Origin of the sequence: Nocardia sp. NPDC058518 (assembly GCF_042719655.1) — a bacterium.
Classification (GTDB): domain Bacteria; phylum Actinomycetota; class Actinomycetes; order Mycobacteriales; family Mycobacteriaceae; genus Nocardia.
Map to the genome: position 1 here is coordinate 188,934 of NZ_JBHXNJ010000016.1, position 12,052 is coordinate 200,985.

A 12,052-nucleotide genomic window follows, 5' to 3' on the forward strand; every position below is an offset into this window, starting at 1 on the left:
CGGAAAAGGCCGATACCCACATCAGTCGCGGGTATCGGCCTTTCTGCTGTGTCTGCTAGTTCGCACGCTCCTTGCGGGCCTGGCGACGGGCCTCACGCATATCGTTGAGTTCCTGTTCCAGGCTCTCCGCGATGCGGAACTGGCCGGTGTCGTAGATGCTGGTCGGCTCGATCGCCTCGTAGCCGAAATTGGCTTCGGCGAACGCCTTTTCGACGCGGGCCTCGATGTCGGAGATGGCGCTCTTGCGGGCGGCGGGGACCGAGTCGGTGGCCGGCTCGGGCTTGACCGGTTCCTTGGGGGTCTCCGGTGCCACGACGGGCGCGGGGACGGATTTCTTGGCGGTGGCTTTGTCCGAGGAGGACGGTTTGCCGATGCCGAACCGCTTGCGCTTCTCCGGCGGGCGGCCGTTGCCGTTGGTGGTCGGCTCAGTGGGGGTCCAGGCGGGTTCGCGGGTGATCGGGGTGGTGGCGGCGGTTTCGGCGGCGGCGACCGCTTCGGCACGAGCCGCACCCGTCATCGGCGGGGTGTAGGTGAGGCGGATGCCCTCGGTGCTCTGGCGGGCGAGCAGGCCGTCGGCCGGGTCGGGCATATCCCTGACCTGGCTGGTCGCGCGGGTGATGGCAAGACCGTAGCGGGCACTGACCGCGTCGTGGATCAGCAGCGCGACACCGATCATCACCGGCGCGACCGCGTGCACGGCGACGTCGTACCAGCGCCCGTCGCGCACGTAAGGATAGGTATTGAGGGTGACGGTCAGGCCGAGCAGCGCGAGCTCGGCGAGCGCGACCTGCCGACGGTTGTCGATCACGCCCCACTCGGCGACCTTGTTCGTGCCGACCATGATGATGATCAGACACACGCTGATCATCGCCTCGAGCAGGTAGCTGAACCAGAACAGCGGATCGCTCGGCCCGCCGGGCGCGATGTTCTGCTGCACGTTCACCGCCGACCACAGCATGCCGGCGCCGACGACGCCCGCCAGGGCCTTGAGCGACCACGATCGGTGCCGGTACAGCGAAGCCAGCTTCGCGTGCGGGCTCGATTCGCGCCGCTGGGAGGCCATCGCCCTTCTGGCGAGCAGCAGATCTCGCATGTCGGCCTTCTCGATCGCTTCGGTGGTCTGTCGGCTCCGGTCCGACGCGGACGCCATCGCCTGGGTGTGCTTCCAGCGCTGCTCGCGATCCTGTTCGCGGATGCGCTCGGCGAGTTCGCGTTCGGCGCGCAACTCGTCTTCGGAGAGCGCGTCGGTCAGAGCCGGATCGAATTGGTAGGCGAGGCGCCCACGGGCACGTTCGACTCGCTGGGCGAGCTGGCTGACGTCGTCCTCGAGACCTGTCTCGATCGTCATGCCAGACCACCGCCCCGGGCGCGCGAAGGCAGGCGGGTGACCACACGTGTGAACGGCACAGGCCATTCTTAGTCGATATACCCTCGAGCGCGAAACCGATGCTCCCGCACGACTCCCCGAACACGGCGCGCCGCGCGCGACACGCCCAACAATTTCGACCGGGGACCGGATCTGCGAAGATAATCCCCCGCCGCCGCCGGAGCCGGAGTTTCGGTGAGGTTCGGTGCCCGACCGTTGCCGAACACCGCTCGCGGACAACCCGACCCGACCGGATCCGCGCACTGCGGGCAACCCCCGCCGGACCGCCGACCTGTTCGCGGGAACTCCGTTTCACCGGACGACGCGAACCAAGGGCACCTAGGGTTGGGCCGGGGTGCCGGGGGGTTCGCGCACGCCCGTGAGATCGACTCCGGAGTGACGAATTGACCGAGCACACAAGCGAACTCGACCAAGCGATCGCCGAACGGCTCGAACCGTGGACCGCGCGGCTCGGCGCCGACCGCAAGGCTTACTTCCATCATGTGCTTCGGGTACTGCGCGCGGCCGATCTGCTGTTCGCCCGCAGCGGCGAGCCGGGACCCCCACCGAGTGCGCGCGAGGAGTTCCGTACCGCGGCGACCTTCCACGATCTCGGCATCTGGGCCGCGGGCACGTTCGACTACCTCGAACCGTCGTGCGCGCTGGCGGGCGACTGGCTGATCGCGCACAACCGTGAGGACATCGCCGAGCTCGTCACCGAGATGATCCGCGACCACCATCGCGTGTGCTCGGCGGGCAAGGCCACCGACCCGGTCGAGCTGTTCCGGCGAGCCGATCTGATCGACGTGACGTTCGGCGCGCGACGCTACGGCCTGCCCTACGCGGCCTGCTCCGCGCTGATGCGGCGGTACCCGGACAGCGGGTTCCACTTCAAGCTCGTGGAGCTGACCGTGCGGCGCGCGCTCATCCATCCGCTCTCACCACTGCCCATGCTGCGCTGGTGAGACGCCTTTTCGGCAGTACTATTGTCACTACGCCAATACTGCGGCACACTGGTGTCTGTAACCACCGGTCACGCCTGGGCCGGTGGTGTGCCGAGCCGAACAAGGAGACTCGATGGCCGCCAATCGGTCCAGCTGGATGAACGAGGACCTGGACGCCCTGCGTGACATGACCCGCGCGTTCATGGCCAAGGAACTGGTCCCCAATATCGACAAGTACCGCGAGCAGCACCACGTCGACCGCGACCTGTGGAACAAGGCGGGCGAAGTGGGCCTGCTGTGCATCTCGATCCCCGAGGAGTACGGCGGCGGTGGCGGCACCTTCGCGCACGAGGCCGTGCTCATGGAGGAGCAGGCCCGCGCGGTCGACACCTCGTGGGGCGTCAGCCTGCACAACGGCATCGTGGCCCACTACGTCCTCGCCTACGGCACCGAGGAGCAGAAGAAGCACTGGCTGCCGAAGATGGCCAGCGGCGAGGTCGTCGGCGCCATCGCGATGACCGAGCCCGGCACCGGCTCCGACCTGCAGGCCGTCAAGGCCAAGGCGATCCGTGACGGCGACGAGTACGTCATCAACGGCTCCAAGACCTTCATCACCAACGGCGCGCAGGCCGACCTGATCATCCTGGTCGCCAAGACCGACCCCACCCAGGGCGCGTCCGGCGTCTCGCTGGTGCTGGTCGAGGCCGATCGCGCGGGTTTCCGTCGCGGCCGCGTGCTCGACAAGATCGGCCAGAAGGGCCAGGACACCTCCGAGCTCTTCTTCGAGGACGTGCGCGTCCCGGTGACCAACCTGCTCGGCACCCAGGAGGGCCAGGGCTTCATCCAGCTGATGCAGCAGCTGCCCCAGGAACGCCTGATCGTGTCGATGGGCGCGGTCGCAGGCATGGAGGTCGCCCTTGACCACACGCTGCGCTACACCAAGGAGCGCGAGGCGTTCGGCCGTCCGGTGTTCGGATTCCAGAACACCAAGTTCAAGCTGGCCGAGGTCGCCACCGAGGCGCGCATCGCGCGCGTGTTCATCGACGACTGCGTCGAGAAGCACATCCGCGGCGAGCTCGACATCCCGACCGTCGCCATGGCGAAGTGGTGGACCACCGACAAGGCGATGCAGATCGCCGACACCTGTCTGCAGCTGTTCGGCGGCTACGGGTACATGAACGAGTACCCGATCGCGCGCATGTGGGTCGACAACCGCGTCCAGCTCATCTACGCGGGCACCAACGAGATCATGAAGGAAATCATCGCCCGGAGCCTGTGATACTCCAGCTCCATCGGTGATCCCGACCGGCCGCGAACAGTTGTCCGCGGCCGGTTTTCGCTGTTGAGGGGTCATTTCGTGACCTATCCGCCGTCCCTTCCGAGACGAATGTCCTTCGACAAGCGGCAACATTTCCGACGGCGAGGACGGTGCGGCAACAGTGGACACGGACGGCAGCGGTTCGACGGGACGACCCGGACCGGAACCGGTACTGCCGGACCGAGCACAGATGATGCAGGCGGTCTGCGGGGTCACCGTCGACGGCGATCCGGTCCTAGCCGCCGCGCACGAACTCGCCACCCTGCACGAACGCCGCGAACAACAGATCCCCGGCGATACCAGCGATATCGATTGGGCGCGTGCGCGTCTGGTCTGCGAGATCGACCGCTGGGTCGTCATCCGCTCCCCCACCCCGGCGATCTCGGCACCGATGCACACCGAGAGCATCGGCGCCGTCGTCGACCGCATGGCCCATTTCGCCGCACTCACCTACCACGCGCTGGCCTGCGGCGCCGAAGCCGAACTGCACGCCGCGCAACTGCGCCTGCACGAATTGGCCTGCGGCTACGACGATCTCATCGCCGAAGTGGCCAGCGGCGCTCGTCGGCTGCCCGACGGACTCGACGGCGACGCCCCGGAAAGCGGTGGGGAGCAACCGAGCCGGAACACACCACGGTCCGAATAGCGGGTGGTGCGGCCACCGAGGCCGCATCGCTTCACGGTCGCTACCTGGGCGGTCAACGGCCACATCGCTGTCCACGGGTGTTCAGGCGGGCACCGTACCGTCAGCATCAGACGGCGAACGGAGCCCGGAATGCTCGATCCGCGACTGCACACCGCATGGTTGGTCAACGCGGCCTCGGGGGCCGCTGCGGCGACGGTTCGGGCGCCGATGGCGCGGCCGTATTCGTGGACGGGCGTGCGCGATCGGCTCGTGGTCACCGATCTCGAGGTCGTGACGGTGACCCACGACACGGTGATCCTCACGTGGTCCACCCATCGACGCGACCGTGCGGGACAGCTTCGCCCGGCAGCGGCCGACACCGAGGTGCGCCTCGCGCCTGCCGACAGCCCGGCCGCACCTGTCACCCGCTATCTCGACGGCCGTCGCACCGCACACCACTACGCCGAGGTGCGCGGGCTCGAGCCCGGCCGCCGTTATCGCTTCATTGCCTGCTCCGACGGCGAAACCGCGGTCCCCGGCCGCACCTGGGTGACCCGACGCCCCGGAACTCCCGAGGTCACGGGTATCTTCCTGACCGCGCCGCCGCCGCAGGGACGACTGCTGCGCACGATCGCCCTCGCCAATGACCTGCACTGGGGTGAGGACCGCAGCGGCTTGATCGTCGCAGGCCTGCCACCGGGCCTGCGACACGACGACGGCCACTACCCGCAGGTGATGACCGAGGCGCTGCTGCACGACATCCGCAGGCCGGAGCGCGCGGCCGATCACCTCGTTGTCGCGGGTGATCTCACCGATTGCGGCACCGCGGAGCAGTCGGCGGGAATCAGTGCGCGTCTCGATGATTGGGGTACAGCCGGTCGCGACCACTTCGTCTGCCGCGGCAATCACGATGTGCCGCGCGGCACCGATGATCACTGGGGCGAGGTGTTCCAGCCGTTCGGACAGCTCACCTGCCAGGAACTGGGCGGCTTGCGCCTGATCGGCCTCGACACCACCCGCAGGCGAGGTTCGGGCGGCACGATCAATGCCGACCAACTCGCCCACCTGCGCACAATACTGGCCGCCGACACCGACCGCCCGACCCTGATCTTCGGCCACCATCCCGCGACTCGCTATGCGGCACTGAGCAATCCCGGCGGTCCGGGTTTCGTCCTCGATCGAACGAGCGCGGCCGCCCTGCAAGCGTGCTACCGAACGAGCCCCGGCGTCTTCCTGCACCACAGCGGCCACACGCACCGAAATCGCCGCAGCCGCCCCGATTCCGGCCAGGTCGAGTACCTCGAGGTGGCGGCCGTGAAGGAGTATCCCGGCGGTTACGCGCTCCTGCGCATCTACGAATACGGCTACACCGTCCACTTCCACCGCATCGCCGCCGCGGCCGCACTGGCCTGGACCAGCAAGACCCGCAAGCAATACTTCGGTCTGCACCCCGACCACGCCCTCGGCAGCCTCCCTGACCGCAATCACCGTGCATCCCATGATTTCTCAGGTGTCACTGCTTTGCGCTGAGATGCCCGCAGTCGAGCCATACGCCGCAACGTCCCTGTCGCCATCATCTGTTCGACCCCGTCAGAACATTCGAACCGCGACCAATCGCCAACTGTCCTTGGATGATTCGATCCGACCGGCGATGGCCAACGACCGGGGGCCGCGCTGGTAGGAAGCGAAGACCTCGGCGGCGTCGCCCTCCGCCGGGGTCAGGTGGACGCGAGTCAAGGTGGCGGTCCCGAGGTTTCGGTCGGGAGCCGAGTCCTGCGCGAGCATCGTGTTGATAGCGGCGAGCACCTTCGCGTCGGTGAACGCGCGCAGATGGGTGGACGATCTGCGCCGATCGACGACCTCGAGCAGTAGCCGCAAGACCTGCTCGGTGAATCGCTTCGCACTCGTGGATGATCCGGTGGCAGGTGGCGCGACCCGCGGGCACGACGCACGCACCGCCCTGCGGATACCAGCCGGTGTTCCACCGGATGCCCTCCGCCGAACCGACCCCCTGACCGGCTGGGGCCCAACAACATCCACAGCATCGCAACGATGCACCACGGCCCCGCCCTCCAACCGCGGCTCGCAGTGCGGCGCGGGCGACAACAACATTCCATCCGTAGACATGCTCGTCCCCTTCGAGTTCGTCCACCCACTCCCCAGTGGTGGCGCACAGCATTACACGGGGGTACGACAAGTTTTCGTGAAATCGGTGCAGGTCACCTCACGTTGTCCGCCACCGAGGCCTCAGAACAGTGTCATCGGTTCATCGGGTTCGGGGATGGGCTGCTCGGGCAGCTCACCGACGATCGCGCGGACCTCGTCGTGGAAGCGGCGAGCCAAGCCGCGTGCGGCGGCGTTGTCGGGAGTGTGCACGAAGACCGTGGGCGAGCGACCTTCGCGCAGCCAGCCGGCGACGGTCTCCACCCACGGCTGCCAGCCCGCGACGGTGCGTTCGGTGTCGGCGCGGCCGTGATAGCGCACGATCGGGTATTCGGTCAGCGCCCTCATCCGGCGCGGGACGCGCGGCTTCTTCGCCCTTGCCTCGAATTCGGAGGGGTCACCCGGTGGCCCGTCGAACAGGACCGTCGTATCGAAGGGCACCCATTCGGCCCCGATCCGCCCGAGCACCCGTTCCAGCTGCACCGCGGCTCGCTCGTCTTCGAAGAAGGCCGGATGACGCACCTCCACCGCGCACCGCAGCCCACCGGGCAGCTCACGCTGGAAACGGGCGAGCGCGCCGAGATCGGTCGGCCCGAACGACGCGGGCAACTGGATCCACAGCGCGTGTACCCGCGGCCCGAGCGGCGCCATCACGTCGAGAAACGCGCCGAGTTCGGCACCGGCGTCGACGAGCCTGCGTTCATGGGTCACCGCCCTCGGCGGTTTGAGCACGAACCGGAAATCGGGTGCGGTCTGCCGGGCCCACGACTCGACCGTGGACGCCGACGGCGTCGCGTAGAACGTGGTGTTGCCCTCGACCGCACCGCAGTGCCCGGCATAGGCACGCAACCGCTCCCCGGGCGCAGGCATCCGCTGCTGCCATTGGGTATGGGTCCACATCGCACACCCCATCCGCAGCTCACGCACAGGCCGACGGTAATACAGCGACCGGCCGCGCCTAAAATGAGACCGGTTGCCACCATTCGCCCCTGTGCGCGGGTGGCGGGATCGACGGTCCGCGAGTGGACCGAACGCTCCGCCCCATCCACGCCGGATTTCCGGTGTGCGCACGACGGAAAGGGCCTGTGATGGCGATTCTCACCACCGAGCGGCCCCGTGCTGCCTCCGCGACCCGCGCCTGGCTCGGGGTGTCCGCCGCCATGGTCGCGATCGCGTGGGGCGGCAACGAGTTCACGCCATTGCTGGTGATGTACAAAGCCAACGGCCTCGCGCTGACCGCGGTCGACCTGCTGCTGTTCTACTACGTCCTGGGCATCGTGCCCGCCCTGCTCATCGGCGGCCCGCTCTCGGACCGGTTCGGCCGCCGCCCGCTGATGCTGCCCGCGCCGCTGATCGCCGCGGCCGGTTCGCTGCTGCTCGCGGCGGGCGCGGCCTCGGTGCCGATGCTGGCGGCCGGGCGGATGCTGTGCGGTGTCGCGCTCGGACTAGCGATGGCGGTCGGTGGCAGCTGGCTCAAGGAACTGTCGCAACCACCGTTCGCCGCGGCCGCCGCGGGCAAGGGGGCTCGCCGATCCGCGATGAGCCTGACCGCCGGGTTCGCCCTCGGCGCGGGTGTGGCGGGAACCCTCGCGCAGTGGGGTCCGCTGCCCGATTCGACCGCCTATCTCGTCAACGCGGTGCTCTGCGTCGCAACTGCTTTCTGGGTGGCCCGAACGCCGGAAACCGTGACCCGCCCAGCGAATCCAGGCAGGCTGCGTGACGACCTGAAGATCCCCGCCGCCGGGCACCGACGGTTCCTGCGCGTGGCGGTGCCGATCGCGCTGTGGCTGTTCACCGCCAACGCCACCGCCTACGCCGTGCTCCCGACGCTGATGTTGCCGCGCGTGCAGCAGGCCCCGATCGCCTTCTCCGCCCTGGTCACCATGGTGACACTCGGCTGCGGATTCACCATCCAATCGGTGGCCCGACGCATCGACCGTCCCGGCACCGCACGCGCCGCGATAGTCGCGCTGGTGCTGCTCACCACGGGAATGGTCCTTGCCGCGTGGACCGCTGCCACCCTGAGCATCTGGGTGACGCTGCTGACCGCCGTCGTACTCGGCAGCGGTTACGGCATCGGCCTGGTCGCCGGCCTGCAACAGGTCGAACGCATCGCGGGTCCCGGCGACCTGGCCGGTCTGAACGCGGTCTTCTACTCGGTGAGCTACCTCGGCTTCGGCGTGCCCGCGGTCCTGTCGGCCCTGCACAGCGGCCTCGGCTTCGGCTACCCCGCCATGTTTCTGGTCACCGCCGTGATCGCCGCGAGTTGCCTCGCCCTGGTAGCCGCCAACTACCGCGAGCGGGCATAACGGACGAGTCCGACACCCATGATCGCCGCGCACTACGGTGAATCAGGTGAGCGCCGACCCCGTTGAACTCCTCCTCCGCTGGCAGGATTCCGGCGCGATCTGGCGCGTCGTAGGACGCCGACCGGACTCCGTGACCATCGCCCTGTACGAGTGCACCGGCGGACAGGAAGTAGACCGCTTCACCTCCGCCGATCCCGCCCTCCTGCGGTTTCTCGGCCAACGCGCCACCAGCGAGGACTGACCCGCCCGCATCGAACGGGGTTACGCTGGTTGGCGCTATCGCTGCAAGCCCGTTCGGCCCACCACAGCCGGATCGCTGAGTGAGGAGAGCCCATGCCGATCGACGTCGAGGTCAGCCCGCAGAGCTGAGCGGCACCGAGCACAGGAGGGGCGCATGTCAGGACGACGTTTCCGAGCCGGCCTCGCCGCCGGGCTCATGGTGCTGGTCGCGGCCTGCGGCTCGCCCACCGGATCCGAGCCCGAATCCGCCGCCCCACCGGCACCGGCGATCTCGGTAGCGCCGGAAGACGGCGCGACCGAGATCGACCCGCTCGGCCCGGTCCGGGTCAGCACCAGCGACGGGCAGCTCACCGCGGTCACGATGACCAACGAGCAGGGCGGCACGGTCGACGGCATCCTCACCCCCGACCGGTCGGCATGGAAACCGTCGGAACCGCTCGGCTACGGCCGCACCTACACGGTCACGGCCGAGGCGGTGACCGTCACGGGCCAGGTCGGGCCGATCACCTCGTCGTTCACCACCCTCGCGCCGAACAACCAGACCGAGGTCTCTTTCCGAACCACGGGCGGCACGGAGCTCTCCCCGTCGGGCACCTTCGGCGTCGGCACCGTCGTCGTCGCGCACTTCGACGAGGACGTCCCCGATCGCGCGACGGCGGAGAAGCACCTGTCGGTCACCACCGATCCGCCCGTCGTCGGCTCCTGGTACTGGCTCGACGACCGCAATGCCCACTGGCGCCCCGCGAACTACTACGCGCCCGGCACAACAGTGACCCTCACCGCCGACATCTACGGCAAGGACCTCGGCGGTGGCCTCTACGGCCAGGAAGACACCGCAACCAGCTTCACCATCGGCCCCTCGCACGTCTCGATCGTCGACGACAACGACAAGCAGGTGCGGGTGTACGAGAACGGCACGCTGATCAAGACGATGCCGACCTCGCTCGGCATGGGCGGCAGCCAGACCGTCGCGGGCAAGACCATCACCTTCTGGACCCAGCCGGGGATCTACACCGTGATGGAGAAAGGCAATCCGGTGGTCATGGACTCCTCCACCTACGGTCTGCCGGTGAACTCCCGGCTCGGCTACAAGGAAACCATCGGCTGGGCGACCAAGATCAGCACCGACGGCATCTACCTGCACCAGCTCGACGACACGATCTGGGCGCAGGGCAACACCAATGTCTCACATGGCTGCCTCAATCTCAGCGGCGAGAATGCCCGCTGGTTCTACGATTTCTCCCAACCCGGCGACGTGGTCGACATCAGGAATACCGGCGGCGCCCCGCTCGAGGTGTGGCAGAACGGCGACTGGAGCGTGCCGTGGGAACAGTGGCAGGCAGGTAGCGCGCTGCGGTGAACGGGGACAACAACTTTCCGGCGCCGCCGCGCCCGGAGACGACACGGCGGGGACCACAGCGCGTCGGCAGGCACATCGCCGCCGACCACCGCGCGCCCGGGCGTGGACGCGCCCGCAGAGCTGGGTTGATCATGGCGAGGATGCTCGTGGCGACGACCGCGCTGGCCGTGCTCGCGGGCACCGGCCTGGCCTGGTCGGCCAAGCAGGACTTCGATTCCGGCTTCACCCACTCCACCGCGCTCGGTACCGATGCCCCACGGTCCGGCGGCGGCGCCGTCAACATCCTGCTGATCGGCTTGGACACCCGCAAGGACCTCAACGGCAACGACCTGCCGAAAGAAATACTCGATCAGTTGCACGCCGGTGACGGCACCGAGGGCGGCTACAACGCGAATTCGCTGATCCTGCTGCACATTCCGGCCGACAAGAACAAGGTCGTCGCCTTCTCCATCCCGCGCGACAACTATGTTGCCGTGACCGGCATCCCTGGCTACCAGCAGATCAAGATCAAAGAGGCGTACGGCCTGAAAAAGGCGGCGGTACAGGCGAAGTTGATCGAGCAGGGCGAGAAGGATCCGGTGGTGCTCGAGCGCCGCGGCCGCGAGGCCGGACGCGCGTCCATCGTCACCACCGTCCGCAATCTCGTCGGGGTGCCGATCGACCGCTTCGCCGAGATCTCCCTCGCGGGCTTCTACGACCTGGCCACCGCGATCGGCGGCGTCGACGTGTGCCTGAACAACGCCGTCGACGACAGCGAGTTCTCCGGTGCGGTCTTCCCTGCGGGCACCCAGCATCTCGACGGTTCGCAGGCTCTCGCGTTCGTCCGCCAGCGCCACGGCCTGCGCAACGGCGACCTCGACCGCACCCACCGCCAGCAGGCGTTCCTCACCTCGGTCGCCAAGTCGCTCAGGGACTCCGGAACGCTGACCAACCTGAGCAAGCTGTCGGCACTGATGGATGTGGCACACCGCGATGTGGTGCTCTCCAACGGCTGGAATCTGTTCGACTTCGCCCGCGACCTCGGCGCCGCCGGTTCGGTGCCGGTGGAGTTCCGCACGCTGCCGGTGGTGCGCTACGACGTGATCGACGGTCAGGACGTGAATATCGTCGACCCGGCCGCGATCAAACGGGAAGTGCGGGCGGCTTTCGGTCAGGAAGGACCGAAAACCACTACTGCGGCACAGATTCCGACGAGCGTGGTCGATGTGCACAATGTGGGCGCTGTGAAAGGTCAGGCCGCGGCGCTCTCGGCCGCGCTGACAAGCCGGGGCTACGGCGCGGGCCTGATCGGCAACGGAGATTCGAGCGACGGTCAGTTCTCGACCATCACCTACGGCCTCGGTGCCGCCGACGACGCTCGCGCACTGGCGGAACTCCTCGGTGGACTGCCGGTTTCCGCGTCGCCGTCGGTGCAGGACGGGCGCATCCGGGTCGCACTCGGCGCCGACTTCACCCTGCCCACCGAGCTGAGCCCGGCGACATCGACGACCACACCCCCGACCACCACGACGTCCGGCTCGATGCCACTGCCCGACGCGGGAAAACCGCTGTCCACCAATATCGACAGCACCATTCCCTGCGTCAACTGAGCGGTTCGGTGCCCCGGGGGGGGGGCCCCCGGGGGCAGGGGGGGGAGGGGGGGCACTCACCGGGGGGGGGGGGGGGGGCGGGAGGGGGGGGGGCGCGCCCCGGCGCGCGGGCGGCCTAGAGGGGGGGCGGGGGCGCCC

The 12,052-nt window shown here is 68.4% G+C and carries 11 protein-coding genes; 8 read left to right on the forward strand and 3 right to left on the reverse strand.

Annotated features, from left to right (window positions below; translation table 11 throughout):
• Positions 1 to 55: 55 nt before the first annotated feature.
• Positions 56 to 1,348, reverse strand: a complete 1,293-nt coding sequence (locus ACFWPX_RS25620) for a hypothetical protein (protein ID WP_378920732.1) — start codon at positions 1,346 to 1,348, stop codon at positions 56 to 58.
• Between the two features lie 422 nt (positions 1,349 to 1,770).
• Here ACFWPX_RS25620 and ACFWPX_RS25625 point away from each other — a divergent pair, with 422 nt between their 5' ends.
• The 4 genes from ACFWPX_RS25625 to ACFWPX_RS25640 all read left to right on the forward strand — a co-directional run bounded on the left by ACFWPX_RS25625 (position 1,771) and on the right by ACFWPX_RS25640 (position 5,783).
• Entirely contained in the window at positions 1,771 to 2,331 is a 561-nt protein-coding gene (locus ACFWPX_RS25625; RefSeq protein WP_378929709.1) for a hypothetical protein, read from the forward strand.
• Between the two features lie 112 nt (positions 2,332 to 2,443).
• Positions 2,444 to 3,589, forward strand: a complete 1,146-nt coding sequence (locus ACFWPX_RS25630) for an acyl-CoA dehydrogenase family protein (protein WP_378929711.1) — start codon at positions 2,444 to 2,446, stop codon at positions 3,587 to 3,589.
• Between the two features lie 160 nt (positions 3,590 to 3,749).
• Positions 3,750 to 4,274 carry a DUF4254 domain-containing protein gene (locus ACFWPX_RS25635; protein WP_378920738.1) on the forward strand — a complete coding sequence of 175 codons (525 nt, stop codon included), beginning with the start codon at positions 3,750 to 3,752 and terminating at the stop codon, positions 4,272 to 4,274.
• 129 nt (positions 4,275 to 4,403) lie between these two features.
• Positions 4,404 to 5,783, forward strand: coding sequence for a metallophosphoesterase (locus ACFWPX_RS25640; protein ID WP_378929713.1), 1,380 nt, complete (start codon positions 4,404 to 4,406; stop codon positions 5,781 to 5,783).
• Positions 5,784 to 5,843: 60 nt separating this feature from the next.
• Here the strand turns inward: ACFWPX_RS25640 and ACFWPX_RS25645 are convergent, their stop codons facing one another.
• Positions 5,844 to 6,209, reverse strand: a complete 366-nt coding sequence (locus ACFWPX_RS25645) for an Rv3235 family protein (protein ID WP_378929715.1) — start codon at positions 6,207 to 6,209, stop codon at positions 5,844 to 5,846.
• A gap of 291 nt (positions 6,210 to 6,500) precedes the next feature.
• Entirely contained in the window at positions 6,501 to 7,343 is an 843-nt protein-coding gene (locus ACFWPX_RS25650; RefSeq protein WP_378929717.1) for a DUF72 domain-containing protein, read from the reverse strand.
• Between the two features lie 161 nt (positions 7,344 to 7,504).
• Here ACFWPX_RS25650 and ACFWPX_RS25655 point away from each other — a divergent pair, with 161 nt between their 5' ends.
• The 4 genes from ACFWPX_RS25655 to ACFWPX_RS25670 all read left to right on the forward strand — a co-directional run bounded on the left by ACFWPX_RS25655 (position 7,505) and on the right by ACFWPX_RS25670 (position 11,914).
• Complete coding sequence (locus tag ACFWPX_RS25655) at positions 7,505 to 8,725, forward strand: MFS transporter (RefSeq protein WP_378929719.1); 1,221 nt, start codon at positions 7,505 to 7,507, stop codon at positions 8,723 to 8,725.
• 46 nt (positions 8,726 to 8,771) lie between these two features.
• Entirely contained in the window at positions 8,772 to 8,966 is a 195-nt protein-coding gene (locus ACFWPX_RS25660; RefSeq protein ID WP_378920748.1) for a hypothetical protein, read from the forward strand.
• Positions 8,967 to 9,119: 153 nt separating this feature from the next.
• Positions 9,120 to 10,325, forward strand: a complete 1,206-nt coding sequence (locus tag ACFWPX_RS25665; RefSeq protein ID WP_378929721.1) for an Ig-like domain-containing protein — start codon at positions 9,120 to 9,122, stop codon at positions 10,323 to 10,325.
• A gap of 140 nt (positions 10,326 to 10,465) precedes the next feature.
• Positions 10,466 to 11,914, forward strand: a complete 1,449-nt coding sequence (locus tag ACFWPX_RS25670) for an LCP family protein (RefSeq protein ID WP_378929723.1) — start codon at positions 10,466 to 10,468, stop codon at positions 11,912 to 11,914.
• Positions 11,915 to 12,052 lie beyond the last annotated feature (138 nt).

Bases quoted from the DNA above. Each gene is read 5' to 3' on its own strand.
- ACFWPX_RS25620 (WP_378920732.1), bottom strand. From the start codon at position 1,348: ATGACGATCGAGACAGGTCTCGAGGACGACGTCAGCCAGCTCGCCCAG.
- ACFWPX_RS25630 (WP_378929711.1), top strand. From the start codon at position 2,444: ATGGCCGCCAATCGGTCCAGCTGGATGAACGAGGACCTGGACGCCCTG.
- ACFWPX_RS25640 (WP_378929713.1), top strand. From the start codon at position 4,404: ATGCTCGATCCGCGACTGCACACCGCATGGTTGGTCAACGCGGCCTCG.
- ACFWPX_RS25655 (WP_378929719.1), top strand. From the start codon at position 7,505: ATGGCGATTCTCACCACCGAGCGGCCCCGTGCTGCCTCCGCGACCCGC.
- ACFWPX_RS25665 (WP_378929721.1), top strand. From the start codon at position 9,120: ATGTCAGGACGACGTTTCCGAGCCGGCCTCGCCGCCGGGCTCATGGTG.
- ACFWPX_RS25670 (WP_378929723.1), top strand. From the start codon at position 10,466: ATGCTCGTGGCGACGACCGCGCTGGCCGTGCTCGCGGGCACCGGCCTG.